The following is a 24597-nucleotide window of genomic DNA, read 5'->3' on the forward strand; positions in this document are numbered from 1 at the left end:
TGGCGTCATGGACCTGGCGTTGTGGATTGATGGCGTTGGTTCCAGGCTTGTGGCGCGCCTGGCCCAGTGGCAGCAGAGTGATGCCGGGTTATCGATGCCGTGAGCCATGCCGTTCTGCCGCTTCTCGAGCCCGAGCCTTCGGCTCACCTCGGTGGTCCTTGCGTTGCTGGCGGCCGTGATGCCGGCCGCAGCGGCTCGTGCCGAGGGGGTGCTGCAGCGGGTGGCCGTCACCGGTGAGCTGGTGGTGGGGAGTGAACCCCTGTTACCCCCCCTCAGCTTCCGAGACAGCAGTGGCCAGCCCGTCGGCTATGGGGTGGAGGTTGTGCGCCGCGTCCAGGCAGAGCTGTCCGCAGCGCTGGGGCGGCCCATCACTGTGCGGTTCGAGCCGGTGAGCGATCCCGCCGAGCTGGTGCGCCGGGTGGGCAAGGGAGAACTGGCCCTCGCCTGCGGTGTGCCCTTCTCCTGGGCCCGCGATGCCCAGGTGGATTACACCCTGCCGATCGGGCTCTCCGGCATCCGCGTGCTGGCCCCGGCGGGCCGGATCGATGGCTCAGCAGCCTCGCTGCTGGGCCGCCGCATCGGTGCGGTGCCGGGTTCCCTCGGTGAGGCGGTGTTGAAGGGCATCCAGCCCAAGGCACGCGCTGTTCCCTTCGCCGGGCTGGGGGAGGCGGTGGCCGCGCTGCAGGCCGGCCAGCTGGACGGCGTGATGGGGGACACCACCCTGCTGATCGGCAAGGTCAGCAGCCTCGGCGCCACCGGCCTGGTGGTCACGCCGGAGCTGCCCTATGAGCGCTACGCGGTGGGTTGCGTGGTGCCAGAAAACGATTCCGCCTTCCGCGACTTCACCAACCTGGCAATCGCTCGGATGCTGCAGGGCTATGTGGACGGTGATCCCGAGGCAGTGGCCAGCGTGGACCGCTGGGTGGGTCCGAAGGGGATGCTGGGGGTGCCGTCTGAGCGCATTCGCACCTATTTCGAAACGGTGTTGCTGAATTACGAGGCGATCCGTCCCCAGGGTCCAGCGGCAGCGTCTTCCGCCCCGTCTGCGCCCTGAGTCACCTCGCCCCACGCCCTCGCCCTCCGCTTCTTCCGTTCTCCAGGTTTCACTTCCGATGGCTTTCCTTCCGCGTCCCAGGCAGTTCGGCTTTCTGTTGTTCCTGGCGATCCTGCCGCTGATCCCGGCCGCCGAAGCGCTGGCGGCCGCTGGCGCCGCCAGCCCGAGCCGCGACGGCCCTGAACCGGACAGCCTCAGCGTGGAGGCCCGTCTGCGCCGCATCGCCGGGGCGGTTCGCGAGCTGGAAACCGGCGCGGTCCATGGCCAGGATCTGGCCGTCGATGGCCAGGAGCCGGCAGCAACCAAGGCCATCCCCGACGATGTGCTGGCCTACGTGTTTGTGAACGGGCCGCGGGTCGGTTGGCGCAATGGCGGCTTCTCTAACGGTGGCTTCCGCAATGGCGGCTTCTGGAACGGCGGCTTCCGCAACGGAGGTGGCTGGCCTAACGGCGGCTTCGGCAATGGGGGGTTCCGCAATGGCGGCGGCTTCCGCAACTTCTGGTGAGCCGTTGACCTCCCCCGCGTTCGGTCCCCTGCGGCTGCTGGTGTTGCAGCCCACCCCGTTCTGCAACCTCGACTGCGACTACTGCTACCTGCCCAGCCGCGACGACCGCAGCCGGCTGCCGCTGGAGCTGCTGGAGCGCACGCTGGAGCGGGTGCTGGAGAGCCCCTTCGCCACCGACGACTTCACCCTGCTGTGGCATGCCGGTGAGCCGCTCACCATGCCGATCGCCTTCTACGACGAGGCCACCGCGCTGATCCGCTCCGTACTGGCCCGCCGGGACGGTCCGCCGCTGCAGATCGCGCAGTCGTTGCAGACCAACGCCATGACGATCGACGCCGCCTGGTGCGATTGCTTCGAGCGCAATGACATCCACGTGGGTGTGAGCCTGGATGGCCCTGCCTTCCTGCACGACGCCCACCGCCGCACCCGCACCGGCCTGCCCAGTCATGCCGCCAGCCTGCGGGGCATCGGCTGGCTGCAGCGCCGCGGCATCCCCTTCCAGGTGATCGCCGTGCTCACCGACGACGCCCTCGATCACGCCGACACCCTGTTCGACTTCTTCCACGGCCAGGGCATCGACAACCTGGCCTTCAACATGGAGGAAACCGAGGGAGAGAACCTCAGCTCCACCCTGTCCCGCCCCCGCTCGGAGGCGCGCTACCAGGCGTTTCTGGAGCGTTTCTGGGAGCGGCTGCGGGCCGAGCCCGGCGCTCTGCGCCTGCGGGAGTTCGATGAGATCGCCGGCCTCGCCTGCGGCGATCAGCGGCTGGCACGCACCGACATGAACCACCCGTTCGCGATCGTGAACGTGGATGCGCGCGGCAACTTCTCTACCTTTGACCCCGAGCTGCTGTCGGTGGCCACCGCCGCCTACGGCGATTTCGCCTTCGGCAACGTGATCACCGACAGCCTGGAATCCGTGGTGGATAGCGCCAAGTTCCAGCAGGTGTACAGCGAGATCCGCGCCGGCGTGGAGCGCTGCCGGGCCGAGTGCGAGTACTTCGGCCTCTGCGGCGGCGGCGCCGGCAGCAACAAGTACTGGGAGCGCGGCACCTTCGACTGCAGCGAGACCCAGGCCTGCCGCTACCGCATCAAGCTCAGCGCCGATGTGGTGATGGCGGGCCTGGAGCGGGAACTGGAGCTCACCAGCTGAGCGGAGGCTTCAACCGCCCACCGGCGGAGCAGGGCTTTCAGCCCTCATGGGGCCAGAACTCCGGCTCGTCGAGCATGGGCCGCTCCAGCGGCAGCACGTGGAAGCGGCGGCGGATCTCCAGCAGGGGCTCGCTGGCGAGGGCGAGGTGATCGAGCCGGCTGAAATCACCGCTGCAGGCGGCGCCCCGACGCCAGGCTTCCGCCAGCAGCTCGGGCGCGCCCGGCAGATCGAGGGCCCCCCGTTTGCCGTTGAGGCCGTTGTAAGGCTCGCCGTCGCCGCCGTAGGGCACGAACTGGCTGTCGTTGCCGTGCACGAACAGGCCCACCTCATGGATGAGGAAGTTGGCGAGCGAGGCCATCCAGTTGGCGTCGTCGTTGCGGAGCGCCAGCTTGAAGGCGCCCAGGGCGATCTCGCCTGGCCCCGTCGGTTCGTAACCGGTGATCACGTGGTTCATGTCATGGCTCACGTAGTAGGCGGGGTTCGGGGTGTCGCGGGCCGGCAGGGGCAGGCCGTTGCGCGCGTAGAACTGCACGAAGGCCCAACCGAGGCTGCCGTGGGGGCAGTCGCGCAGCCCCTGCACTTGGGCGAAGAAGGCGTCAGCGGGAGCCGCGCCCTGATCCTTGCCAGGCTGCTTGCTGGGATCCGCCATCAGGGCGCCGTGGCGGGCGGACAGCTCGGGCATGAAGGCGGCGTAGCAACGCACGAAGCTGGCGGTAGCTTCCGCGGCGGTGTGGTGGAAGAGGTCCTGCACGAGGCGCAGCTCCACGCCGTGGATGCCGATCGCGTCGCTGAAGGCCTCCAGCCGCTGCAGCTGGGCGGCGCTGCGGGGATGGCGGCAAAGCTCCAGCATCAACCCCAGCTGCAGGAAGCGGCGGCGGCTGTCGTCCTCGGGCAGCAGGGCCGCCAGGGCCTGGGGCGGCAGCGGGGTGATGGCCGTGAGTTCGCTTGGGGTGAGGCCGAGCAGGTGCAGCGCCAGGCTGCGCAACAGCCGCGCCTGCTCATCGCTGGCGCCGCCCTCCACGGCGACCAGATCGCGCAGCCCAGCCACCAGGGTGCGTGCCAGCGGGGGCGAGAAGGGAGGCACCATGGAGCATTGGGCCGCACTGCGCCATTCAAGCGCTGCCCGCCATCAATGGTGTAGAGGCCGCCGTCAATGGTGTGCTGGCCGTCATGTCGATTCGCTCTTCGGCACGCCGATCCGCTCCAGTTGCAGGGAATCGGTGCAGCCGTCGTGGCCCTGGTCGTAGCGGCTGGAGCAGAAGGTGCCCCGCCAGCCCGGCGGCAGCTCGGCCAGCAGCGACACGGCGTAGGGATGGCGCCGTGCCACCCGTTCGATCGTGTGGGCGGGGTAGAGGCGCACCGCGTGGCGGCTGACGCGGCAGAGCTCGCTCAGGGCCTGACGGTGCCAGGCCAGATCGAAGTCGTCACTGCTGGAGAGGCCGCCATCGCGCAGGGGGGCATAGGCGAAGAGCAGATGGCCGCTGAGCACCAGATCGAAGCTTTGGTCCGGGAAGGGCAGCTCCGGCAGGGAGGCGTTGCGGTAGTGCTGCGGATGATGGCGGCGATCCTCCAGAAAGGCCTGCAGCGCCTGTATGTGCTCCTCGCGGCAGGCCTCCAGATCGAAATCCGGCCGCAGCGCGGCGCTGCTGCGCAGGCCTGCCATGGTGCGCTCCAGATCGGCCAGGGCCCGCCGTTCGAGCTCCTGCTCCGGCAGGGCATAGAGGGGATCCACCGCCACCACCTCCCCCACCAGGCCCCGCAGCCGCGCCGAGAGCGAACCGGGCCCGCCGGGGCAGTCGAGCACGCGGGCGTCGCGCCACTGCTCCAGGTCTCCTTCGAGGTTGAACATCGCCAGGGCCTGCTCCCCCAGACGCCCGTAGAACACCACGGAGGCAAGTTGCATGCGGTTTTGAGGCGGTGGGATTGTGCGGTGAACGGGGCGTTCACCTGCTCCGCCAGCGGGTTCCGCCATCCTGGCGGGCCACCCATGGCGTGGGCAGCCCCGTAGCGCTGCTCGCTCCATTTGTGCATGCTTCCAGAACCTGCCCGGCGGGTTGCCATCGGTCCAGAGGGGATGATCAGGGTGCCTCCCCCCTGCCGGGAGCGCCCTGCTTCTGCCCCGCTGCCCATGCTCCGCCTCGCCCAAGCCCTCGACAGCCAGCTGCGCGCGGCGATGCAGCGGGCCTTCCCCGTGGAAGCCATGGGCGAGGAGATCTCACAGATGTTCGGGGCAGGGGGCCTGCGGCTGGATCCGCAGCTGGCGCCGGCTACCAAGCCCGACTTCGGTGATTTTCAGGCGAACGGTGCCCTGCCCCTCGCCAAGCCGCTCCGCCAGGCGCCACGGGCCATTGCCATGGCGATCGTGGAGCAGCTGGCGGCCGATCCGGCCTTCACCGCGCTCTGCCTGGAACCGCAGATCGCCGGCCCCGGCTTCATCAACCTGACTCTGCGGCCGGAGCGGCTGGCCGCGGAGGTGGCCGGGCGGCTGAGGGATCCGCGCCTGGGGGTGCCCACGGTGGCCGAGCAGAGCGGTAACGGGGCGCCGGCGCCGGTGGTGGTGGATTTCTCCAGCCCCAACATCGCCAAGGAGATGCACGTGGGGCACCTGCGCTCCACGATCATCGGCGACGCGTTGGCGCGGGTGCTGGAGTTTCGCGGCCATCCGGTGTTGCGGCTCAACCATGTGGGCGACTGGGGCACCCAGTTCGGCATGCTGATCACCCATCTCAAGCAGGAGGCGCCCGAGGCGCTTATCACCGCTGACGCGGTGGATCTGGGCGATCTGGTGGCCTTCTACCGCCAGGCCAAGGCCCGCTTCGACAGCGATGAAGCCTTCCAGACCACTTCGCGTGAGGAGGTGGTGAAGCTGCAGAGCGGCGATCCGATCAGCCGCCGCGCCTGGCAGTTGCTGTGTGATCAGTCGCGCCGGGAATTCCAGCGCCTCTACGACGCCCTCGACATCCGCCTCGATGAGCGCGGCGAATCCTTCTACAACCCCTATCTGGAGGCGGTGGTGGCGGATCTGGCCGCCACCGGACTGCTGGTGAGCGATGGCGGCGCCCAGTGCGTGTTCCTCGAAGCGGAGGACGGCAGCGCCAGCAAGGCCCCGCCGGTGATCGTGCGCAAGAGCGACGGCGGCTTCAACTACGCCACCACCGATCTGGCCGCCATCCGCTACCGCTTTGCGGCGCCCCCAGCAGGCGATGGGGCGCGGCGGGTGATCTACGTCACCGATGCCGGCCAGGCCAGCCATTTCGCCGGGGTGTTCCAGGTGGCCCGCCGCGCCGGCTGGATCCCCGAGGACGGGCGGCTGGAGCACGTGCCCTTCGGGTTGGTGCAGGGGGAAGACGGCAAGAAGCTCAAGACCCGCGCCGGTGACACGGTGCGACTCAAGGAGTTGCTGGAGGAGGCGGTGGAGCGCTGCGAGGCCGACCTGCGCCGTCGGCTGGCGGAGGAGGAACGCCAGGAAGAGGAGGACTTCATCACCGAGGTGGCCACCACCGTGGGCCTGGCGGCGGTGAAGTACGCCGACCTCAGCACCAACCGGATCACCAACTACCAGTTCAGCTTCGATCGCATGCTGGCCCTCAGCGGCAACACCGCCCCCTATCTGCTCTATGCGGTGGTGCGGATCGCCGGCATCGCCCGCAAGGGAGGCGCCGGGGCGGATGCGGCTGCCGGTGTCGCAAATTCACCGTTGCCGGAGATGCTCAGTTTCAGCGAGCCGCAGGAGTGGGCGCTGGTGCGGGAGCTGCTCAAGTTCGACGGCGTGATCGCCGAAGTGGAGGAGGAACTGCTGCCGAACCGGCTGTGCAGTTATCTGTTCGAACTGAGCCAGATGTTCAACCGCTTCTACGATCAGGTGCCGGTGCTCAAGGCCGAGGAACCGGCGCGGAGTTCGCGGCTGGCGCTCTGCCGCCTCACGGCGGCCACCTTGAAGCTGGGGCTTGGCCTGCTCGGCATTCCCACCCTGGAGCGGATGTGAACGGCTATTGGGCTCTGGCCAGGTAATCCTCCTGGAGGATGTACATGCGCTTCACATCGCGGTAGCGGCCTTCGATGAAAAATTCGCCCACCAGGTGGCCTTCCTCCGCGAAGCCGCAGTCTTGATAGAGGTGCAGGGCCTTGGCGTTGTCGACGGCCACGGAGAGGTAGATCTTGTGCAGATTCAAGATGGTGAAGGAATAATCAAGCGCTTTGTGGATGCAGAAGCGGGCGAAGCCTTTGCCTTGATGGTGTGGTGCGATGATGATCTGAAATTCCGCTCGGCGGTGGATGTAGTCGATCTCGATCAGTTCCACCAGCCCGATCAATTCCTTTTCCCTGGTTTCCACCACGAAGCGCCGCTCTGCGTTGTCATGGATGTGCCGGCTGTAGAGCTCTTCGAGCTCATCAAAGGATTCATAGGGCTCCTCGAACCAGTAAGCCATCACGCTTCTGTTGTTCACCTGGTCGTGAATGAATCTCAGGTCGCCGCGCTCAAGGGCCCGCAGAACCAGATCGGTTGTTGTCACCAGATCCTCCTCCCTATCCAGGATTCGATTCTGCTTCAGAACGCCAGGTTGAGCCGGCTGTGTGTTGCATCGGCGGCAGGGTCATGCCTGGCCGCCGCTGCCTCAGGGGCGGCGTCTGGAGCCTCTTTAGGCTGCTGCTGGTGGATGCTCCCCGTCGCCGTGAGGCCGCTTCTGTGAACAGCCCCAGCTCCGGCGATCGCCCGGCCGTTTCCCCCTGCCCGCCGGCACGCCCGGAAGTGGAAACGCTCACGGCCTACAGCGCGCCGCTGGAGGGGCGCCGCGGCCTGCTGCGGCTGGATTTCAACGAGAACACTGTGGGGCCCAGCCCGAAGGTGGTGGCGGCGGTGCGCGCCATTCCGCCCGATCACTACGCGATCTACCCCGAATACGACGGCCTGCGGGAGGCGGTGATCGCCTCGCTTGCCGCCGAATCTGTCACCGGCCCCGGCCCCGGCTCAGACTCCGACACCGAAAGCCTTCCCGGCTCCGGCACCCTCACACCCGCCCATATCGGCCTGTTCAACGGGGTGGATGAGGCGTTGCACGCCGTGTTCCACGCCTACGGCGCCGCCGGCGAACGGCTGCTCACCACCAGCCCCACCTTCGGCTACTACACCCCCTGCGCCCGCATGCAGGGCATGGAGATCGAAGCGATCCCCTACCGGCTGCCCGGTTTCGCCTTCCCGTTTGAGGAGATCAAGGCGGCTCTCGCCGCCACAGCCCCGCGGCTGCTGCTGATCTGCAATCCCAACAACCCCACCGGCACCCGGCTGGCGCCGCAGCGGATCCTGGAGCTGGCGGCCGCTGCCCCCGGCACGCTGGTGGTGGTCGATGAGCTCTACGAGGCCTTCACCGGCGACAGCGTGCTGCCACTGCTGCTGAGCGGGAATGGAGCGCCCTCCCCAGGAGTGTCCACAGCAGCAGGCACCGACCCCTTTGCGGCCTACCCGAACCTGCTGGTGCTGCGCTCGCTGGCGAAAACAGCCGGGCTCGCCGGGCTGCGCTTTGGGTTTGCGGTGGGGGCACCGGCCCTGGTGGACCGGGTGAGCCGGGTCAGCGGCCCCTACGACGTCAACAGCTTTGCCGTGACCGCCGCCCATGCGGCCCTGGCTGATCAGGCCTACACCGACGCTTACGTGGCCGAGGTGCTGCGGGCGCGGGCCTGGTTGCTGGAGCAGCTGGTGGCCGCCGGGGTGCGCTATCACGCCGCCGGTGGCAACTATCTGTTGCTCTGGCCGCTGCGGCCGGCGGCCGTGGTGGAGTCCGAACTGCGAGCGGCGGGCATCCTGGTGCGCTCGATGGCCGGCAAGCCCCTGATCGATGGCGCGCTGCGGGTGAGCCTGGGCACCACCGAGCAGATGGAGCAGTTCTGGGCGGCGTACCGGCGCATCGAAGGGCTGGCCTGAGGGCTGCCGGCGTGTGTCTGTGGGCTTGGGCCTGCCACGCCGGCCCGGCGTTCAGGGCGCCTTGGCGGCGGCCGGTTCGAGCACGGTGATCGGCTTGCCTTTCTCTCCCGCGTACACCACCACGATCTCGGCCGGTTCGTTGCCGTTGTTGGTGCCGTAGTGGGGCTGATTCACCATCTCGATCAGCCCTTCACCGGCCTTCAGCTGCAGGCGGGCGCCCTCCTTGCTGGTTACCAGCAGCTGGCCGCGGATCAACATGCCGGCGTTGATCACTGGGTGGGTGTGCATCGGCAGTTGCACCCCCGGCGGAATGGTGATGTGCAGCACGGTGATTTCCGGTTCGCCCTTGGGATAGGCGGGCAGCCGCGTGCCGTTCCAGGCCTCGCCGGCCTTCACCAGGGTGCGCACCTTCACAGCGGCCGGCTCCCCATCAGCGAGGGCGGGCGGCATGGGCAACAGCAGGCTGCCGCCCAGCAGCAGCAGAGCCAGCCAGGGACGACAGCCGCTCAGCGGACGCTTGTTCTGAACCTGCAGGGCCATCGGGGCGGCGGGCATCTCTCGCTGGGCAGTCTGGGGGCTGGTTCGCTGGCGTGCAGGCCCGCCCATCGCCCGCCCATCCCCATAGCCTGCCCTTGCTCTGCTCCCGTTGCGGCCGCTGTGGATTTCACCGCCGATCTCCCCGTTGTGCAGATTCGGCGAACGGTGATGCGCCGGGCGCTGCTCTCCACGGCGATCCCGCCGCGGGTGGCCCTGGCGATGGGCCAGGAGCCGTTGTTGCTGCGCTACACGATCGGTCTGTTCGGCTATGGCCTGATCGGTTGCGCGGTGACCGATGCCGAGAGCTGCCTCCAGCGGCTGGCGCAGCAGCCACACGGGCTGCTGGTGTGCTCCGACAGCCTGGAGCGCGGTGACGTGCTCAGCCTCACCGCCACCGCCAAGGAGCGCTACCCCGCCTTGAAGGTGATCGTGATCAGCACAGGGCCCTGTCCCGAGCCGGCACTGGTTCGGGCCGCCTGGATCGATGGGCTGGTGGCGGAATGCGACATGACCTTCCACAGCGGGGCGCTGCAGGCGGCGGTGCTGGCGGCGCTGGGCGGCTGCCACTTCCGCAGCGCCTCGATGCGGAATCAACCGATGCCGGAGCCGATCAGCGAACTCAGCCCGCGGGATTACCAGATCCTGGAGGGCCTCGCCGATGGGCTCACCGACCGGGAGATCGCCGAGCGGTTGATGATCAGCCCGAACACGGCGAAGTCGTACACCAAGCGTCTGCTGCAGAACATGGGGGCGCGCAACCGTCTGCAGGCCCTGGTGATCGCGCTGCGGCAGGGGCTGATCCGGCTGCGCTGATGGCTGCAGCCCGCACGGCTGCCGTGGCGCCCACCCTCAGCGGAGCCGCCAACCACCCTCCGATGGGGGTCGCCCCGGCGGGGACATCCGGCGTAGGACCGTTGCAGCGATTTGTTTTGCGCGATGTCCAGCGTCGATCCACTCACAGGTATGGGCTTCAATTACGCCGAGGCGCTGCAGAAGAACTTCCTTTTTTATGAGGCGCAGCGCTCTGGCGACCTTGACGAAGCCAGAAAGCGGATCGACTGGCGCGGTGACTCCGGCCTGCGCGACGGCGCCGACGGGGTGTACTTCGGTGGGCAAACCGCCGCCAACCTCCAGGCCGGGCTGACGCTGAATCTCACCGGCGGCTATCACGATGCCGGCGACCATTCCAAGTTCAGCCTGCCGCTCGCTTCCACCCTGGCCACCCTCTCCTGGGGCGGGATCGAGTTCTCCGATGGCTATGCCCTCTCGGGGCAAACCGACGAACTGCTCGATGCGGTGCGTTGGGGCACGGATTACCTGCTCAAGGCCCACGCCGTTGATGCGGCGGGAGCGACGCGGTTCTTCGTGGCGCAGGTGGGCAATGTGGCGGCCGACCACGCCTTGTGGAGCTCGCCGGAAAGCCAGACCATTGCCCGTCCGGCCATGGCGGTGACACCGAGCAAGCCCGGCTCCGATGTGGCGGCGGGCTCAGCCGCAGCGCTGGCTTCCGCCTCGGTGCTGTTCCGCCAGAACGGCGAAGCCGCTTACGCCGATGTGCTGCTGACCCGCGCCATTTCGCTGTACGACTTCGCCGATCGTTACCGGGGCCGCTACTCCGATTCGATTCCGGAGGTGCGCAATTACTACAACTCCTGGAGTGGGTTCAACGATGAGCTGGCCTATGGCGCGGCCTGGCTGTCGCGGGCGGTCACGGCGGCGGGCGGCAGTGGCACGGCCTACCGCGACAAGGCCCTGTCGATCTATACCAGCAACATCGGCGGCCTTTCGCGGGGCTGGACCGGCAACTGGGACGACGCGTCTTATGCCACGGCGGTGATCCTGGCGGAGGACACGGGCTCGGCCCGCGTGCAGCAGGACGTGGAGCTCTGGTTGAACAACTGGGTGAACGGCGGCAACGGCGTGACGATCAGTGCCGGCGGCCTGCGCCATATCAGCCAGTGGGGCTCGCTGCGCTATGCCGCCAACACGGCCTTCCTGGCGGATGTGTACGCCGACAACGTGCGCGACCCGGGTGGGGCCTTCAGCCGGCTGTCTCAGGGGACGGTGGATTACATCCTTGGTGCCAATCCGCGCCGGTCGAGCTATCTGGTGGGCTTTGGGGCCAATGCACCCCGGCAGCCCCATCACCGGGCCGCCTCAGGTGTGGGCTGGGATGGGTTCCGCAACGGCCTGCCCAACGCCCACATCCTCTACGGCGCCCTGGTGGGTGGCCCTACCAGTTCCGACGACTTCTCCTATCAGGACCGCCGCGACGACTTCGTCGCCAATGAGGTGGCGATCGACTACAACGCTGGCCTGGCCGGTGCCTTCGCCCGCAGCGTGGAGCGTCGCGGCGGGCAGGCGCTCACCGATGCCCAGCTCGATGCTCTGCCGGGCATTTCCGTACGAACCAGCGGCGGCGGAACGCCGGTGCCACCCACCCCAACACCAACTCCAACCCCAACACCAACACCAACCCCAACCCCCACACCTACCCCGACGCCCACTCCCACTCCAACCCCGACACCAACTCCAACCCCGACTCCAACCCCGACACCCACTCCAGCTCCAACGCCAACGCCCGTCCCCGGCGCTCCCTTGCCCCAGACCCTCAACGGCATTCCGCTCACCTCCAACCCGAACCTGGCGGTGTCCGTGGGCGGATCGATCTGGACGGGTGGCATGACGGTGCAACTCACGCTCACCAACACCGGCACAGTGCCGTTGAACAGCTGGAACTTCAGCTTCGAGAGCCCGCACCGTCCCACCAGCACACCCTGGGGGGTGCGGATCAGCAGCACGGCGCTGGCGGGCGGCCTGTTTCGCCACACCGTGACCGGTGATGCCTGGGCCAGCACGATTCAGCCGGGCCGCAGCGTGAACGTGGGCTTCAACGCCAGCCAGGGAAGGCCCCTGGGCAACAGCGGCGCACTCACGGCGACGGCGCTGTTCGGTGATGGTGGCCGGCTTGGCTTCAGCAGTGTCAACCCCAGTTTCAAGACAGGCGGTGCCGCCGCCGATGTGATCAGCACCAGCGCCGCTGTTGATGCGCTCACCGGCCTGGCTGGCGCAGACACGTTCCGCATCACCAGCCTGCGCGATTCATTGCTGAACGCCAGTGATCAGATCACAGATCTGGCCATCGGCAGCGATCGCATCGATGGCCCCCGGGAGGTGTCGGCTGCGGATCTGCGTGAGCTGGGCAGCGTTGCTGACCTCAGCGCCACGGCACTGGCGGCGGTGTTGACCCCCACAGCGTTCGCTGCCAACGGTGCCGCCACCTTCAGCCTTGGCGCCAGCGGCGGCAGCCGCACCTTCCTGGCGCTCAATGATGGGCTGGCTGGCTTCCAATCCGCCAACGACGCCATCGTGGAGATCACCGGCTTCACCGGATCGCTCACGGCACTGGCGATCGTGTGATCGGCGCGGCCGGAGGAGTTGTCACGTCGATGTCGGCTGCTCGTCGTAGTTTGTGAATCAGAAACGACGTTGAACGTCTCCGGTGCCCCCAGCCGCCAAGACCGCTCTGATCACAGGCATCACCGGCCAGGATGGCTCGTACCTCACCGAGCTGCTGCTGGAGAAGGGCTACGCGGTGCACGGCATCAAGCGCCGCGCCAGCAGCTTCAATACGGCGCGCATCGATCATCTTTATCAGGATCCCCATGAAGAGAATCCGCGGCTCACGCTGCACTACGGCGATTTAACCGATAGCACGAATCTGATCCGGATCATCCAGCAGGTGCAGCCGGATGAGATTTATAACCTTGGCGCCCAGAGCCATGTGGCGGTGAGCTTTGAGGCGCCGGAGTACACCGCCAACAGCGATGCCCTGGGCACGCTGCGCATCCTGGAAGCGGTGCGGATGCTGGGGCTCACACCGAAAACCCGCATCTACCAGGCCAGCACCAGTGAGCTGTATGGGCTGGTGCAGGAGATACCGCAGAAGGAAACCACACCCTTCTATCCGCGCAGCCCCTATGGGGTGGCGAAGCTCTATGCCTACTGGATCACGGTGAACTACCGCGAGGCCTACGGCATGTATGCCTGCAATGGGATTCTGTTCAACCATGAGTCACCACGGCGGGGTGAAACGTTTGTGACGCGCAAGATCACGCGCGGCCTGGCACGGATCAACGAAGGGCTGGAGGATTGCCTCTACATGGGCAACATCGATTCGCTGCGTGATTGGGGCCACGCCAGGGATTATGTGGAGATGCAATGGCGGATGCTGCAGCAGGAGGGGCCGCCGGAGGATTTCGTGATCGCCACGGGCCGGCAGGAAACGGTGCGGCGCTTCATCGAGCTGGCGGCATTGGAGCTGGGCTGGGGGGAGCTCGAGTGGGAGGGCACGGGCACCGAGGAGATCGGCAAGCGCAGCAGCGGCGAAGTGGTGGTGCGCATCGACCCGCGCTATTTCCGGCCGGCGGAGGTGGAAACGCTGCTGGGGGATCCCACCAAGGCACGCGAGAAGCTGGGCTGGACGCCCACCAGCACCCTGGAGGAGCTGGTGGCCGAGATGGTGGCGGCCGATAAGGAGGAAGCGCGCAAGGAGGCGATCCTGCGGCTGAAGGGCTTCAAGGTGGTGGGATCGATGGAGAACCCGCCCACCAACCCGTCGGCGACGGCGGCGGCCGGAGGCAAGGGGTGATGGCGCGCTTACCAGAGCAGGTTGCAGGGAAAGGCCCTGAGAGCTGGATCAACGCTCAACAGGGTGAGGGCCTCCAGCTCGGCCTGGGCGGCCAGCAAGCGATCAAAGGGATCGCGATGGGCCATCCCGTAGCTGCCCGCCCGCAGGCCATGGCGCAGCTCGATCGGCAACAGGTCGAACCCCTGGGCGGCCAACATGGCGGGCAGCTGCTCGAGCAGGGGAGTGGCGGCGGGAAGCTTGCCCAAGCGCACCTTGGTGGCGATCTCCCAGCCGGAAGCCGCACTCACCAGCACCCGTGCCGTGTCATCGGCAATGGCGGCATGGGCTGCTGGAGAGAGGCGATCGGGTTCAGCCAGCCACCAGAGCAGGGCGTGGGTGTCGAGCAGCAAAGCAGTGCTCACAGGAGGGGGTCTTCCAGAGCGGCGAGCTCCTCCTCCGGCAGCGGTTCGAGCAGCACCTCCGGCGGAGGCAGGGTGATGATCCCGCGCAACACGCCGGGATTGCGCTTGGGTGTGGGCTGCTCCAGAGGCACCAGCCGCGCCCAGGGGCGTCCGCCTTTGGCCACCACGATGGTTTCACCAGCATGGGCGGCATCGATCAGCCGCGAGAAGTGGGTTTTGGCCTCGTGCACGTTCACGATCCGCGTGAAAGGCGTGTGCATGGCGACAAGGGGCGGCTGCCAACCAATCAAGCTTAGTCCACTGGTGGACCAAGCGGGAGCTCAGGCTCGTGGCCGCAGGCCTGGAGTGCAGCTCTTGAACAGGTTGTTCAAGCCATGACCACCACCTCCACCACACCCTTGATCACCCCAGCCGACCGCTTCTTCGTGGCGGGCCACCGCGGCATGGCGGGCGGCGCGATCGTGCGGGCCCTGCAGCGCGCCGGCTATGGGGATGAAGCCCAGGGCGGCGTCCTGCTCACCGCCGGCCGCGAGGAGCTCGATCTGCTCGATGGCGCGGCGGTGGCGGCCTGGTTTGCGGCGCATCAGCCCACGGTGGTGGTGCTGGCGGCCGCGAAGGTGGGGGGCATTGCGGCGAACAGCAGCTATCCGGCTGATTTCCTGCTCGACAACCTCAAGATCCAGAACAACGTGATCGAAAACGCCTGGCGCAGCGGGGTGCGGCGGCTGCTGTTCCTGGGCAGCAGCTGCATCTACCCGAAGCTTGCTGAGCAGCCGATCCGGGAAGAGGCGCTGCTCACCGGCGCGCTGGAGCCCACCAATGAGTGGTACGCGATCGCCAAGATCGCCGGCATCAAGCTGTGTGCGGCGCTGCGGCTCCAGCACGGCTTCGATGCGATCAGCCTGATGCCCACCAATCTGTATGGGCCTGGCGACAACTACCACCCCACCAACAGCCATGTGCTGCCGGCCTTGATCCGTCGGTTTCATGAGGCGGCCCAGGCCAAGGCGCCGAGCGTGACCTGCTGGGGCACCGGCACGCCGTTGCGGGAGTTCCTGCATGTGGATGATCTGGGCGAGGCGTGTGTGTTTGCGCTGGAGCGCTGGCAGCCGGGGCCCCAGGAGCTGCAGTTTCTGAATGTGGGCACATGCGTGGATCTCACGATCCGCGAGCTGGCGGAAGCGGTGGCCGCGGCCACCGGCTTTGCCGGCAGCCTGGAGTGGGACAGCACCAGGCCCGACGGCACCCCGAAAAAGCAGCTGGATGTGAGCCGCCTGGCGGCGCTGGGCTGGCGCGCCCGCATCCCGTTGGCGGAGGGGCTGGCGGGCACGGTGGCCGAATTCGCCAGCAGTGGCAGCGCGAGGCTTTAGCCCCCATCCAGGTGACTGCGCCCGAAGGGTGTGCCTTTTTGGGGTGGAGCAGGTTCACTGGAGCCTGCTTGAGGCGGCCATGGCGATAGTGAGCATTACCACCGAAAGGCTCACTATCGGCGCGCGTGTGTAAGGTGCGGCCAGGAGGATTGGATGTAATGATTCTGGATCTTTTCACTAGCAGAAATCAGATCTGCCACGTGATGAATGTGGAAACTGCAACCATGATCTGTTGCGAGTTCAGTAGCGCTTGGGTTGGCCGAAGCCGGGGTTGAAATCCTTTGCTTTCATGCTTAGGCTGCGGCTGCGTGAGCTTGCTGGCCATGGCTTCAAGGGATGATGCGTAAAGGAATTATCTTGGCCGGTGGCAGCGGCACGCGTCTGCATCCGATCACCCAGGCGGTGAGCAAGCAGTTGCTGCCGGTGTATGACAAGCCAATGGTGTATTACCCGCTGAGCACGTTAATGCTGGCGGGAATTCGCGATGTGCTGGTGATCACCACGCCGGTGGATCAGCCGTCGTTCGAGCGGTTGCTGGGCGATGGCAGCACCTGGGGGATGGCCATTCGCTATGCGGTGCAGCCGAGCCCGGATGGGTTGGCCCAGGCGTTTTTGATCGGTGCCAGATTTCTGGATGGGGCACCGGTGGCACTGGTGCTGGGGGACAACCTGTTCCACGGCCACGACCTCAGCGTGCAGTTGCAGGCCTGTAGTGGCGGCGGTGTGGGGGCCACGGTGTTCGCCTACCCGGTGAGTGATCCAGAGCGCTACGGGGTGGTGGATTTTGATGCGCAGGGCCGGGTGCTGAGCCTGGAGGAAAAGCCGAAGCGTGCGAAGTCGCGCTATGCGGTCACGGGGCTGTATTTCTATGACAACACCGTGGTGGAGCGGGCCGAGCGGGTGCAGCCCTCGGCGCGGGGTGAGCTGGAGATCACCGATCTGAACCGGCAGTATCTGGAGGAGGGGCTGCTGAGGGTGGAGCTGATGGGCCGCGGTATGGCCTGGCTGGATACGGGCACCTGCGATTCGTTGCACGAGGCCACCAGCTACATCCGCACCTTGGAGCACCGGCAGGGTTTGAAGGTGGGCTGTCCAGAGGAGGTGGCGTGGCGGCAGGGCTGGATCAGCGGCGAGCAGCTGGAGGGGCTGGCCCTGCCGCTGAAGAAGAGCGGCTACGGCAGCTACCTGCTGTCGCTGCTGCAGGAGGGAAGCGATGCAGGTTGAGCAGCTCAGCACGGCCAGCGGCGCGGTGATGCAGGGGCCGCTGCTGATCACGCCGCAGGTGTTTGGCGATGAGCGGGGCTTCTTTTTCGAGAGCTGGAACCAGCGCCGCTTTGATGCAGCGGTGGGTACGCCCACCACCTTTGTTCAGGACAACCACTCCCGCTCCAGCTGTGGCGTGCTGCGAGGGCTGCACTACCAGCTGGAACCTGAGCCCCAGGGGAAACTGGTGCGTTGCACCAGCGGCACCATCTTTGATGTGGCGGTCGACATGCGCCGCCCCTCGCCCACGTTCGGCCAGTGGGTGGCTGCCGAGCTGAGTGCAGGCAACCAGCAGCAGCTGTGGGTGCCGGTGGGCTTTGCCCACGGTTTCCTCACCCTCAGCGAATCAGCCGAGGTGCTGTACAAGGCGAGCGGCTTCTGGAGCAAGGCCTGCGAGCGCTCGCTGCGCTGGAACGATCCAAAGGTGGCGATCGCTTGGCCGCTGGCGCCGCTGGGGAACAGCGAGCCGCTGCTGGCCGTGAAGGATGCCGCCGCTCCCACGCTGGCGCAGGCGCTGGCCGCCGGGGAGGTGTTCGCGTGAAAGTGCTGCTCACCGGCGCTGCTGGCCAGCTAGGCCAGGCCCTGCGCCAGCAGGTGCCCGAGGGGGTGGAGTTGATCGCCAGCAGTCGCAGTGGCGGCGAGGGCGTGATGGCGTTGGATCTCGCGGATGCCCAGGCCTGCCGCGCGGCGGTGCGGTCACACCGTCCCGACTGGGTGCTCAATGGCGGCGCCTACACGGCGGTGGACAAGGCCGAAAGCGAGCCGGAGCTGGCCCTGGCCGTGAACGGCGCCGCGCCGCGCGCCTTTGCCGAGGCGCTGCTGGAAAGCGGCGGACGCTTGTTGCAGGTGAGCACTGATTTTGTGTTCAACGGCCAGCAGGGCAGTCCGTATCGCACGGAGCAGCAGCGTGCGCCGCTGGGGGTCTACGGCTGCAGCAAGGCCGCCGGCGAGGAGGCGGTGGAAGACGTGTTCGGCAGTGGCGGCAAGGGCGTGATCCTGCGCACCAGTTGGGTGATGGGGCCCGTGGGCAGGAACTTTGCGCTCACGATGCTGCGGCTGCACCGGGAGAAGCAGCAGATCGGTGTGGTGGCGGATCAGGTGGGCTGCCCCACCAGCACGCTCACCCTGGCGGCGGCATGCTGGCGGCTGATGGAGCAGGCCGGTTCACCACCAGCCAGGCCTTTGCCGCTGATCCTGCACTGGAGCGAGGCCGGTGCCGCCAGCTGGTACGACGTGGCCGTGGCGGTGGGCGAGCTGAGCGTGGAGCTGGGGCTCCTGGAGCGAATGGCCGCTGTGAACCCGCTCACCACAGCCGATTACCCCACCCCGGCGCAACGCCCCAGCTATTCGCTGTTGGAAACCTCCACCACCCGCCACGTTCTGGACATGCCCGCGCTGCACTGGCGTCAGGCGCTGCGTCAGCTGCTGGAGGCCGTGGCGTGATCGCCACCATTAGGCTAGCTGGATCAGCTAGCCACCATAGCCATGGATGCCATCTGGACCCTCCAGGACGCCAAGAACCGCTTCAGCGCGGTGGTGGATGCGGCCGCCCTGGGCCAACCACAAATGGTGACGCGCCGTGGCAAGTGGGTGAGTGTGGTGCTGTCGGCCGAGGACTACCAGCGGCTGCAGCGCCTCGACGTGGCCAACGCGCCCTCGCTGTCCGAACTGTTGCTGCAGATGCCGCAAGACGACGAAGGCTTCGAGCGGATGCCCCTGACGCCGAGGGAGTTCCGGTGTTCTTGATCGACACGATGGTGCTCTCCGAGCTGCGGCTGCGCCAGCGTGATCCGGGTGTGGTGGCCTGGATCGGCAGGCAGCGGCAGGAGGATTGTTTTCTGAGTGTGGTGAGCATCGGCGAGATCGAACGGGGCATTGTCCGCAGGCGCACAACCGATGCCGGATTTGCGCTGCAGTTGGCGGGATGGCTAGACCAGTTGCTGCGGCTGTATGGCGATCGGCTGTTGCCTGTGGACGTGGGGGTGGCGCGTCGCTGGGGGCAGCTCTCCGCCGAGATCGGCCACGACGGCGCCGACCTGCTGATCGCTGCGACGGCGCTGGAGCGGGGCCTCACGGTGGTGACACGCAATCTGCGGCACTTCACACCAACCGGGGTGGCGACCCACAATCCCTGGCAAGCGGAGCTGGAATCGTGACCAGCTCAGCAAACCCCGGCCGCCACCAGGGCGGCGCCGGATCCAGATCCTGAGACGCTTCATCCGCCCTAAGCAGTGCGGCCCGATTCCGATCGCCGCCAGTTTTGCCCACGCGTCCTGCATCACGAATTGCCCGCATCGCTCATGTCTGCAACCAGCTCACCTGACGTTTCCGCCCTGCTCGCCGGCCGCCACCGCATCCTGGTGACCGGCGGCGCCGGGTTTATCGGCGGTGCGGTGGTGCGCCGGCTGCTGCGCGAAACCGAGGCGCTGGTGTTCAACCTCGACAAATGCGGCTACGCCAGCGATCTCACCAGCATCGAGGGGGTACTGGCGGAGCTCGGCCCTCGGGCCCTCAGCCCCGATGGGCAGAGCCGCCACCAGTTGCTGCGGGTGGACCTCACCAACGCCGAGGCCACGGCGGCGGCGGTACGCCAGGCCGATCCGGATCTGGTGCTGCATCTGGCGGCCGAGAGCCATGTCGACCGCTCGATCGAGGGCCCCGGAGCGTTCATCGCCAGCAACGTGAATGGCACCTTCCATCTGCTGCAGGCGGTGCGCAGCCACTGGGAGCAGCTACCGGCTGAACGCCGCGACACTTTCCGCTTCCATCACATCTCCACCGATGAGGTGTTCGGCTCGCTGGGGCCCACGGGGCGCTTCTCGGAGACCACCCTCTACGACCCGCGCAGCCCCTATTCAGCCAGCAAGGCCGCCAGCGACCACCTGGTGAACGCCTGGCACCACACCTTTGGATTACCCGTGGTGCTCACCAACTGCAGCAACAACTACGGCCCCTGGCAGTTCCCGGAAAAGCTCATCCCGGTGGTGATCCTCAAGGCGGCGGCCGGCGAGCCGATTCCGCTTTATGGCGATGGGGCCAATGTGCGTGATTGGCTGTATGTGGAGGATCACGTGGATGCGCTGCTGCTAGCGGCGAATCGTGGGGAGCTGGGCGGCAGCTATTGCGTGGGAGGCCATGGAGAGCGCACCAATCAGCAGGTAGTGGAGGCGATCTGCATCCTGCTGGATGAGCTGAAGCCAACTGGAGCTCCTCACAGCCGCTTGATCACATCGGTGACGGACCGGCCAGGACATGACCGGCGCTACGCCATTGATCCCACCCGCATCAGCGGCGAACTTGGCTGGCAGCCGCGCCACAACTTTGAAGAGGGCCTGGCGGACACGGTGCGCTGGTATCTGGAGCACCAGCGCCGCTGTTGATGCGCTTGCGGCCAGTGCTCAGGCGCGACCCGCCACCAGCACCATCACGGCGGGAATTTCCTGGCCGAGGATGCCATAGCTGGGGGCGGCGACCCAATGGATGGTGGGGGTGGCGAGGCCGGCGTGGCGTGCCTGATCGAGCAACTCCCAACCCGGAATCTGATACACAAGGCTGCCCTGCTTGGGATGCACGGGATCACCGTGATACTCCGCTTCTTCCAGCAGTTCTGCCTCAGCCGCCACGCCTGGCGCCGCACTGGGGCGGTGGCGTGCCTTCACGATCGTGGCGTAGCGGTTGTAAGCGAAGGGGAAGGTGGCCACCAGATGGCCGCCGGGCCGCAGGATGCGGGCGATCTCCGACAGAGCGGCGGGCAGGTCGTAGAGGTGTTCGAACAGCTCGTTGCAGAGCACCAGATCCACGCAGGCATCGCCCAGGGTGAGGGCGCAGAGGTCTTGATGGGAGAAGTGCTCGCGTTGCGGATCGCTTGGATCGGGGAGGTATTCACTGCCGATCACCCGGGGGAAGCGCTGGCGCAGGAGCTGGGCGAACGGGGTGATCGCTTCAGGGCAGTAGAGGTCGAGCTCGGCGACGGCGGGCAGCTCGCCGCTGTTGATCAGCTCCTGCATCAACAACCACAGGGCGCGATGGCGCGCCAGGCAGCCGTGCACCTCCAGGGTTTCGCGGTAATTGCTGCCCTTCAGCTGCAGGGCGCTGGCCGGCAGGGCGGTTCCGCTGATCGGATCGAGGATGCCGTTGAGGGCGATCAGGCGCAGGGCCTGCTGCACCTGGTGGCTCCAGAGGTGATGGTTGCGCTGGATGAAGGCTTCAAAGCCAGCGAAATCGGTGAACCGCTGCACCTCCACATGGGGCGCGGCCGCGGAGGGGGATGAGGCAACAGCGACCTTTGGCTCCAATCGATTGTTACTCAGGGAACTTGATTAAGGTATCGCCGATGAGCGAACCCACCCGCGCCACAGCCGCCGACCCCCAGCACCTGGAGGCGCAGATCGTCAGCCTCCGCAGCCAGCTGGAGGAGGCCCGCGATGAGGCGGAGCTGAATCTGCTGATGCTGCAGCAGGTGCAGGAAGAGCTGGAAAGCACCTACCTAGCCCAGCAGCAGCAGGAGCAGCTGGTGCAGCGCCAGCGCGAACAGCTGCAGCGGGCGGAAGGCCTGATTGAGGCGCTGCTGGAGCGGGTGGAACGGCAGGGCTGATGCTGTGCAGGCCAACCCGCGATCAGGCCAGCGCGAAGCGGGCTTCGTAGTCGCTGAGCCGGCGCGTGATGGCGTCGATGTCGGCGTCAGGTGCCTGCGGGGGCAGGGGCGGTGGGGTCACACCAAGGGCCTGCAACCGCGCCGTGGCCCGATCAAGCCAATCGGGGCCTGCGTCCCTGCCTTCCGCCATCCCACCAGGCGGGTCAGCGGGCCCGGCCGCAGCGGCTGAGGGCAGCCCTGCGCGCAGTTGCTCCTTCAGGCTGCGCAGCGGCTGCCACTGGGGGTCGTCGGCCAGCAGCCGCTCCAGCAGGGCGCCGGCGGCTTGCGGCTCACCGCGGTTGGCGAGGCTGCGCACCTGCAGCACCCCCGGACCACGCCGGGCCTCGCGGCGGCGCTGCTCAAACAGCTCCGCCAGGGCGGTGGTGCTGGCATCGGCCTGGGCCATGCGGATCGCTTCCGCCCAGGCGTCAAGGGCGGCGTCGACAGCGCCGCGTTGCACGGCGTGGCGGGCCACCACATCGTGGAACCAGGGATTGGCCTGGGCGGCGGGTGATGGCTCCTGCAGCCAGCGGCCACTGGCCTCCAGTTCACCGCGGGCGAGGGCGAGATCGGCCGCGCGGATGCGGGCCAGGGCCCACTGGGGCCAGAGGCTGGCCAGCAGCTGCCAGTAGCGGTTGCTGGCGGCGGGTTCGGCGGCGATCTCGGCATCGCCCACCAGGCGCGCCAGTTCCGGCTGCAGGGGCGGATCGAGGGGCGCGGACGCCGCCTCAGAGGTGCGGGAAAGGATCAGCAGCAGATCGCCGAGATCGGGTTCGAGAGCCAGCTTCCAATGGGCCTGCAGGCGGGGCAGCAGCTGCTGCCAGAGGGCCTGGGGATCAGGCCGGCGCCAGTCGCGGTAGCGCTCCGCCCAGGCCAGCGCCTGCTGGCGCTCCGCACCCTCTTGGGCGGCTGGTGCGGGCCAGAGGCCCCACACATCCGGCACCAGGCCGAGGGAGGGGTCGCACTGATCGGCCTCCAGCACAGCGAGATCCGCCTGGCGCAGATCACCGGCCAGCAGCCAGGCGCAGGCGAGTTCCAGCGCGGCAGCCGCCGACCAAGCCGCGCCGGAGCGTGCCGCGGCAGCGTGCTGGGCCAGTTCTGTGTGATGGCCGCGCCGGCCCAGCTCCAGCAGATCGGCCATCGGCACCCCGGAATGGATGAACAGGATTCTGTCGCCTACGTTGCCGGCGGCGGGGTTGGCGTGCGATGGCCCGGTTGGTAATCGTGGATCCGGCTTACGCCAGCACGGTGGGGCACCACGGCGAAGTGAACCGGCCGTTGCTGGCGGCCCTGCGCCAGGGGGGGTGGCAGGCGGAGCTGTGGGCGGATGTGGCACTGGAGGCGGAGGCCACGGCACCGCAGCCGCTGCGGGGTGTGTTCAGCGGCTGCGGCTACGTGGACCCGCGGCTGTGGCTGGAACTGGGTGGGGCGTTGCAGCTGGCGCGGCGGCTGGAGCAGCAGCTGGCGCTGGCGGCGGCGGCGCCAGCTGCGCCGGTGAGCGCCTGGCTGGCCCACAGCCTGCTGCCGTTTCAGTTGCTGGGGCTGGCGCGCTACCTGGCAGGGGCGCCGGCGGCGAGGGTGCTGGTGAGCCTGATGTTTGCGCCAGGGGAACGGCTGGATGGCGCCGCTGGCGACGCCCAGGCCACGGCCTGCTGCCGGGTGGCGCTGGCGGCGTTGGCCAGGGCGGCGGCGCAGCAGGGCCACCAGCTCATGCTGGCCTTACCGAGCCGGCAGCAGCAGCGGTTGTATGCGCCATTGCTGGTGGCCACCGGGCTGAGCGATGGAGGCGTGCACCCGGCGGTGGTGGGAGCTGGGTGCACGCCGCAGCTGCTGCCGGCCGCGGCACCGCCACTGGTGCTGCTGCATTGGGGCGACCTGAAAGCCGGCAAGGGCAGGGCGGAAGCGTTGGCGGTGCTGGAGAGGCTGGTGGCGCAGGGGGTGCCGCCAGCGCGGGCCGGCTGGGGCTGGTTGTTTCACCGCCACAGCCACACGGGGCTGGAGCCGCAGGAGCGGCAGCTGCTGAAGCGGGCAGAGGCGGCCAGCATCGGCCTGGTGTTGCTGGAGGGAGAGATCGAGAGCGGGGCGATGCAGCACTGGCTGGCGCGCTGCCCGGTGGCGCTGCTGGCCTACGACCCACGGCGCTACGGCCAGCGCAGCAGCGGCATGGTGTGGCAATGGGCCGCCAGCCGCGCCGCGCTGGGCCTGCCGGCGGCGGCGGCCGGCTACGGCGAGGGCTGGCTGGCGACGGAGGCGGTGGAGCTGGGGGTGGGTTGGCAGCGGCCCGACGGCCACGATGAAGCCGCCTGGCTGGCGGCGCTGGCGGCAGCCGCCACAGCGCTGCCGGCGGCGGCACCGCACGGCGCTGCGCTCCACGGCAGCTTCGGGGCGTGGTGCGTGCAGCGCCTGGGTGAAACGCCATGGCGGTAGCCATCCCAACAGCAAGAACGGCAATGTCCCCTATTCCTTGATGCGCAGGCCTGCGCGATCGTGACGTGTGTGAGTAGCCACGTGACCCACCGGACCAGGCAAGACTTTTTTGCCTTCTCGGCGTAGTTTGTTGGCAACGAATCCACGCCGAAGCCCGCCGGTGCCCCCAGCCGCCAAAACCGCACTGATCACAGGCATCACCGGCCAGGATGGCTCGTACCTCACCGAGCTGCTGCTGGAGAAGGGCTACGCGGTGCACGGCATCAAGCGCCGCGCCAGCAGCTTCAATACGGCGCGCATCGATCATCTTTATCAGGATCCCCATGAGGTGGATCCGCGGCTCACGCTGCACTACGGCGATTTAACCGATAGCACGAATCTGATCCGGATCATCCAGCAGGTGCAGCCGGATGAGATTTATAATCTTGGCGCCCAGAGCCATGTGGCGGTGAGCTTTGAGGCGCCGGAGTACACCGCCAACAGCGATGCCCTGGGCACGCTGCGCATCCTGGAAGCGGTGCGGATGCTGGGGCTCACACCGAAAACCCGCATCTATCAGGCCAGCACCAGTGAGCTGTATGGGCTGGTGCAGGAGATACCGCAGAAGGAAACCACACCCTTCTATCCGCGCAGCCCCTATGGGGTGGCGAAGCTCTATGCCTACTGGATCACGGTGAACTACC

General features: G+C 67.6%; 27 protein-coding genes. 18 read left to right on the top strand and 9 right to left on the bottom strand.

Annotated elements, in window-relative coordinates; genetic code table 11:
- Positions 1 to 106 precede the first annotated feature (106 nt).
- From grrP to grrM, 3 genes are read left to right on the top strand one after another with little or no spacing between them, the layout of a single operon-like run.
- Positions 107 to 1054, top strand: coding sequence for an extracellular substrate binding-like orphan protein GrrP (grrP, locus tag KBY86_RS12855; protein ID WP_094511955.1), 948 nt, complete (start codon positions 107 to 109; stop codon positions 1052 to 1054).
- A 58-nt stretch (positions 1055 to 1112) separates the two neighbouring features.
- Positions 1113 to 1559 carry a GrrA/OscA1 family cyclophane-containing rSAM-modified RiPP gene (gene grrA / locus KBY86_RS12860; protein WP_094511951.1) on the top strand — a complete coding sequence of 149 codons (447 nt, stop codon included), beginning with the start codon at positions 1113 to 1115 and terminating at the stop codon, positions 1557 to 1559.
- 4 nt (positions 1560 to 1563) lie between these two features.
- On the top strand, positions 1564 to 2712 hold the full coding sequence (grrM, locus tag KBY86_RS12865) for a cyclophane-forming radical SAM/SPASM peptide maturase GrrM/OscB (RefSeq protein WP_255141378.1): 1149 nt from the start codon (positions 1564 to 1566) through the stop codon (positions 2710 to 2712).
- A 37-nt stretch (positions 2713 to 2749) separates the two neighbouring features.
- Here grrM and KBY86_RS12870 read toward each other — a convergent pair whose 3' ends face one another.
- Complete coding sequence (locus KBY86_RS12870) at positions 2750 to 3799, bottom strand: hypothetical protein (protein WP_255141379.1); 1050 nt, start codon at positions 3797 to 3799, stop codon at positions 2750 to 2752.
- 81 nt (positions 3800 to 3880) lie between these two features.
- Complete coding sequence (locus KBY86_RS12875; protein WP_255141381.1) at positions 3881 to 4615, bottom strand: class I SAM-dependent methyltransferase; 735 nt, start codon at positions 4613 to 4615, stop codon at positions 3881 to 3883.
- 225 nt (positions 4616 to 4840) lie between these two features.
- Between KBY86_RS12875 and argS the strand changes: the two genes are divergently transcribed.
- Positions 4841 to 6697 (top strand): arginine--tRNA ligase, encoded by a 1857-nt coding sequence (gene argS / locus KBY86_RS12880; RefSeq protein ID WP_255141382.1) that lies wholly within the window; start codon positions 4841 to 4843, stop codon positions 6695 to 6697.
- Positions 6698 to 6701: 4 nt separating this feature from the next.
- Here argS and speG read toward each other — a convergent pair whose 3' ends face one another.
- Positions 6702 to 7226 carry a spermidine N1-acetyltransferase gene (gene speG, locus KBY86_RS12885; protein ID WP_198948267.1) on the bottom strand — a complete coding sequence of 175 codons (525 nt, stop codon included), beginning with the start codon at positions 7224 to 7226 and terminating at the stop codon, positions 6702 to 6704.
- An 83-nt stretch (positions 7227 to 7309) separates the two neighbouring features.
- Here speG and KBY86_RS12890 point away from each other — a divergent pair, with 83 nt between their 5' ends.
- Entirely contained in the window at positions 7310 to 8632 is a 1323-nt protein-coding gene (locus tag KBY86_RS12890; RefSeq protein WP_255141384.1) for a histidinol-phosphate transaminase, read from the top strand.
- A 51-nt stretch (positions 8633 to 8683) separates the two neighbouring features.
- On the opposite strand, the gene KBY86_RS12895 is transcribed toward KBY86_RS12890, so the two are convergent.
- Positions 8684 to 9187, bottom strand: coding sequence for a cupin domain-containing protein (locus KBY86_RS12895; RefSeq protein ID WP_255141385.1), 504 nt, complete (start codon positions 9185 to 9187; stop codon positions 8684 to 8686).
- Positions 9188 to 9289: 102 nt separating this feature from the next.
- On the opposite strand from KBY86_RS12895, the gene KBY86_RS15250 reads away from it, so the two are divergent.
- The 3 genes from KBY86_RS15250 (at position 9290) to gmd (ending at position 13820) form a co-directional block, all read left to right on the top strand.
- Positions 9290 to 9982 (top strand): response regulator transcription factor, encoded by a 693-nt coding sequence (locus KBY86_RS15250; RefSeq protein WP_255100146.1) that lies wholly within the window; start codon positions 9290 to 9292, stop codon positions 9980 to 9982.
- Positions 9983 to 10105: 123 nt separating this feature from the next.
- A complete protein-coding gene (locus tag KBY86_RS12905; RefSeq protein WP_255141387.1) occupies positions 10106 to 12589 on the top strand; it encodes a glycoside hydrolase family 9 protein in 2484 nt (827 codons plus the stop codon).
- Between the two features lie 82 nt (positions 12590 to 12671).
- Positions 12672 to 13820: a GDP-mannose 4,6-dehydratase gene (gene gmd / locus KBY86_RS12910; protein ID WP_255141388.1), complete on the top strand. Its 1149-nt coding sequence runs from the start codon at positions 12672 to 12674 to the stop codon at positions 13818 to 13820.
- A gap of 8 nt (positions 13821 to 13828) precedes the next feature.
- Here the strand turns inward: gmd and KBY86_RS12915 are convergent, their stop codons facing one another.
- Complete coding sequence (locus KBY86_RS12915; RefSeq protein ID WP_255141390.1) at positions 13829 to 14221, bottom strand: type II toxin-antitoxin system VapC family toxin; 393 nt, start codon at positions 14219 to 14221, stop codon at positions 13829 to 13831.
- Positions 14218 to 14481 (bottom strand): type II toxin-antitoxin system Phd/YefM family antitoxin, encoded by a 264-nt coding sequence (locus KBY86_RS12920; protein WP_255141392.1) that lies wholly within the window; start codon positions 14479 to 14481, stop codon positions 14218 to 14220. Before KBY86_RS12920 ends, KBY86_RS12915 begins: the two co-directional genes overlap by 4 nt.
- A gap of 114 nt (positions 14482 to 14595) precedes the next feature.
- Here KBY86_RS12920 and KBY86_RS12925 point away from each other — a divergent pair, with 114 nt between their 5' ends.
- On the top strand, positions 14596 to 15591 hold the full coding sequence (locus KBY86_RS12925; protein WP_255141394.1) for a GDP-L-fucose synthase: 996 nt from the start codon (positions 14596 to 14598) through the stop codon (positions 15589 to 15591).
- A gap of 187 nt (positions 15592 to 15778) precedes the next feature.
- On the opposite strand, the gene KBY86_RS12930 is transcribed toward KBY86_RS12925, so the two are convergent.
- A complete protein-coding gene (locus KBY86_RS12930; protein WP_255141396.1) occupies positions 15779 to 15916 on the bottom strand; it encodes a hypothetical protein in 138 nt (45 codons plus the stop codon).
- A gap of 11 nt (positions 15917 to 15927) precedes the next feature.
- On the opposite strand from KBY86_RS12930, the gene rfbA reads away from it, so the two are divergent.
- From rfbA to rfbB, 6 genes are all read left to right on the top strand, one after another.
- Positions 15928 to 16815, top strand: coding sequence for a glucose-1-phosphate thymidylyltransferase RfbA (gene rfbA, locus KBY86_RS12935; RefSeq protein ID WP_255141398.1), 888 nt, complete (start codon positions 15928 to 15930; stop codon positions 16813 to 16815).
- Positions 16805 to 17395 (top strand): dTDP-4-dehydrorhamnose 3,5-epimerase, encoded by a 591-nt coding sequence (gene rfbC, locus KBY86_RS12940; RefSeq protein WP_255141399.1) that lies wholly within the window; start codon positions 16805 to 16807, stop codon positions 17393 to 17395. Before rfbA ends, rfbC begins: the two co-directional genes overlap by 11 nt.
- Positions 17392 to 18297 (top strand): dTDP-4-dehydrorhamnose reductase, encoded by a 906-nt coding sequence (gene rfbD / locus KBY86_RS12945; RefSeq protein ID WP_255141401.1) that lies wholly within the window; start codon positions 17392 to 17394, stop codon positions 18295 to 18297. The genes rfbC and rfbD overlap by 4 nt, the downstream gene beginning before the upstream one ends.
- A gap of 42 nt (positions 18298 to 18339) precedes the next feature.
- Positions 18340 to 18600 (top strand): type II toxin-antitoxin system Phd/YefM family antitoxin, encoded by a 261-nt coding sequence (locus tag KBY86_RS12950; RefSeq protein ID WP_255141403.1) that lies wholly within the window; start codon positions 18340 to 18342, stop codon positions 18598 to 18600.
- Positions 18591 to 19010, top strand: coding sequence for a type II toxin-antitoxin system VapC family toxin (locus KBY86_RS12955; protein ID WP_255141404.1), 420 nt, complete (start codon positions 18591 to 18593; stop codon positions 19008 to 19010). Before KBY86_RS12950 ends, KBY86_RS12955 begins: the two co-directional genes overlap by 10 nt.
- A 144-nt stretch (positions 19011 to 19154) precedes the next feature.
- The gene (gene rfbB / locus KBY86_RS12960) at positions 19155 to 20234 is read left to right on the top strand and encodes a dTDP-glucose 4,6-dehydratase (RefSeq protein ID WP_255141405.1); all 1080 of its coding nucleotides are present in this window, start codon (positions 19155 to 19157) and stop codon (positions 20232 to 20234) included.
- Between the two features lie 18 nt (positions 20235 to 20252).
- On the opposite strand, the gene KBY86_RS12965 is transcribed toward rfbB, so the two are convergent.
- Positions 20253 to 21149, bottom strand: a complete 897-nt coding sequence (locus KBY86_RS12965) for a bifunctional 2-polyprenyl-6-hydroxyphenol methylase/3-demethylubiquinol 3-O-methyltransferase UbiG (protein WP_255141407.1) — start codon at positions 21147 to 21149, stop codon at positions 20253 to 20255.
- A gap of 38 nt (positions 21150 to 21187) precedes the next feature.
- Between KBY86_RS12965 and KBY86_RS12970 the strand changes: the two genes are divergently transcribed.
- Positions 21188 to 21448 carry a hypothetical protein gene (locus tag KBY86_RS12970; protein WP_255141408.1) on the top strand — a complete coding sequence of 87 codons (261 nt, stop codon included), beginning with the start codon at positions 21188 to 21190 and terminating at the stop codon, positions 21446 to 21448.
- Between the two features lie 22 nt (positions 21449 to 21470).
- Here the strand turns inward: KBY86_RS12970 and KBY86_RS12975 are convergent, their stop codons facing one another.
- Positions 21471 to 22628, bottom strand: coding sequence for a hypothetical protein (locus tag KBY86_RS12975; RefSeq protein ID WP_255141409.1), 1158 nt, complete (start codon positions 22626 to 22628; stop codon positions 21471 to 21473).
- A gap of 65 nt (positions 22629 to 22693) precedes the next feature.
- On the opposite strand from KBY86_RS12975, the gene KBY86_RS12980 reads away from it, so the two are divergent.
- Both KBY86_RS12980 and KBY86_RS12985 read left to right on the top strand, forming a co-directional pair.
- On the top strand, positions 22694 to 23914 hold the full coding sequence (locus tag KBY86_RS12980; protein ID WP_255141410.1) for a hypothetical protein: 1221 nt from the start codon (positions 22694 to 22696) through the stop codon (positions 23912 to 23914).
- A gap of 160 nt (positions 23915 to 24074) precedes the next feature.
- Positions 24075 to 24597, top strand: a 523-nt coding sequence (locus KBY86_RS12985) for a GDP-mannose 4,6-dehydratase (protein ID WP_255141412.1), incomplete at its 3' end; no start/stop codon positions are given.

This window comes from Synechococcus sp. Lug-A (assembly GCF_024345655.1).
Classification (GTDB): Bacteria; Cyanobacteriota; Cyanobacteriia; order PCC-6307; family Cyanobiaceae; genus MW101C3.

Excerpts from the sequence above, each read along its gene's own strand:
- rfbA (WP_255141398.1), top strand. The coding sequence starts at position 15,928 with ATGATGCGTAAAGGAATTATCTTGGCCGGTGGCAGCGGCACGCGTCTG.
- KBY86_RS12975 (WP_255141409.1), bottom strand. The coding sequence starts at position 22,628 with ATGGCCGATCTGCTGGAGCTGGGCCGGCGCGGCCATCACACAGAACTG.
- KBY86_RS12875 (WP_255141381.1), bottom strand. The coding sequence starts at position 4,615 with ATGCAACTTGCCTCCGTGGTGTTCTACGGGCGTCTGGGGGAGCAGGCC.
- KBY86_RS12895 (WP_255141385.1), bottom strand. The coding sequence starts at position 9,187 with ATGCCCGCCGCCCCGATGGCCCTGCAGGTTCAGAACAAGCGTCCGCTG.
- KBY86_RS12905 (WP_255141387.1), top strand. The coding sequence starts at position 10,106 with ATGTCCAGCGTCGATCCACTCACAGGTATGGGCTTCAATTACGCCGAG.
- KBY86_RS12870 (WP_255141379.1), bottom strand. The coding sequence starts at position 3,799 with ATGGTGCCTCCCTTCTCGCCCCCGCTGGCACGCACCCTGGTGGCTGGG.
- argS (WP_255141382.1), top strand. The coding sequence starts at position 4,841 with ATGCTCCGCCTCGCCCAAGCCCTCGACAGCCAGCTGCGCGCGGCGATG.
- KBY86_RS12930 (WP_255141396.1), bottom strand. The coding sequence starts at position 15,916 with ATGGCCAGCAAGCTCACGCAGCCGCAGCCTAAGCATGAAAGCAAAGGA.
- grrP (WP_094511955.1), top strand. The coding sequence starts at position 107 with ATGCCGTTCTGCCGCTTCTCGAGCCCGAGCCTTCGGCTCACCTCGGTG.
- KBY86_RS12980 (WP_255141410.1), top strand. The coding sequence starts at position 22,694 with ATGGCCCGGTTGGTAATCGTGGATCCGGCTTACGCCAGCACGGTGGGG.
- grrA (WP_094511951.1), top strand. The coding sequence starts at position 1,113 with ATGGCTTTCCTTCCGCGTCCCAGGCAGTTCGGCTTTCTGTTGTTCCTG.
- KBY86_RS12950 (WP_255141403.1), top strand. The coding sequence starts at position 18,340 with ATGGATGCCATCTGGACCCTCCAGGACGCCAAGAACCGCTTCAGCGCG.
- KBY86_RS12890 (WP_255141384.1), top strand. The coding sequence starts at position 7,310 with ATGCCTGGCCGCCGCTGCCTCAGGGGCGGCGTCTGGAGCCTCTTTAGG.
- KBY86_RS12970 (WP_255141408.1), top strand. The coding sequence starts at position 21,188 with ATGAGCGAACCCACCCGCGCCACAGCCGCCGACCCCCAGCACCTGGAG.
- rfbB (WP_255141405.1), top strand. The coding sequence starts at position 19,155 with ATGTCTGCAACCAGCTCACCTGACGTTTCCGCCCTGCTCGCCGGCCGC.
- KBY86_RS12920 (WP_255141392.1), bottom strand. The coding sequence starts at position 14,481 with ATGCACACGCCTTTCACGCGGATCGTGAACGTGCACGAGGCCAAAACC.
- rfbC (WP_255141399.1), top strand. The coding sequence starts at position 16,805 with ATGCAGGTTGAGCAGCTCAGCACGGCCAGCGGCGCGGTGATGCAGGGG.
- KBY86_RS12925 (WP_255141394.1), top strand. The coding sequence starts at position 14,596 with ATGACCACCACCTCCACCACACCCTTGATCACCCCAGCCGACCGCTTC.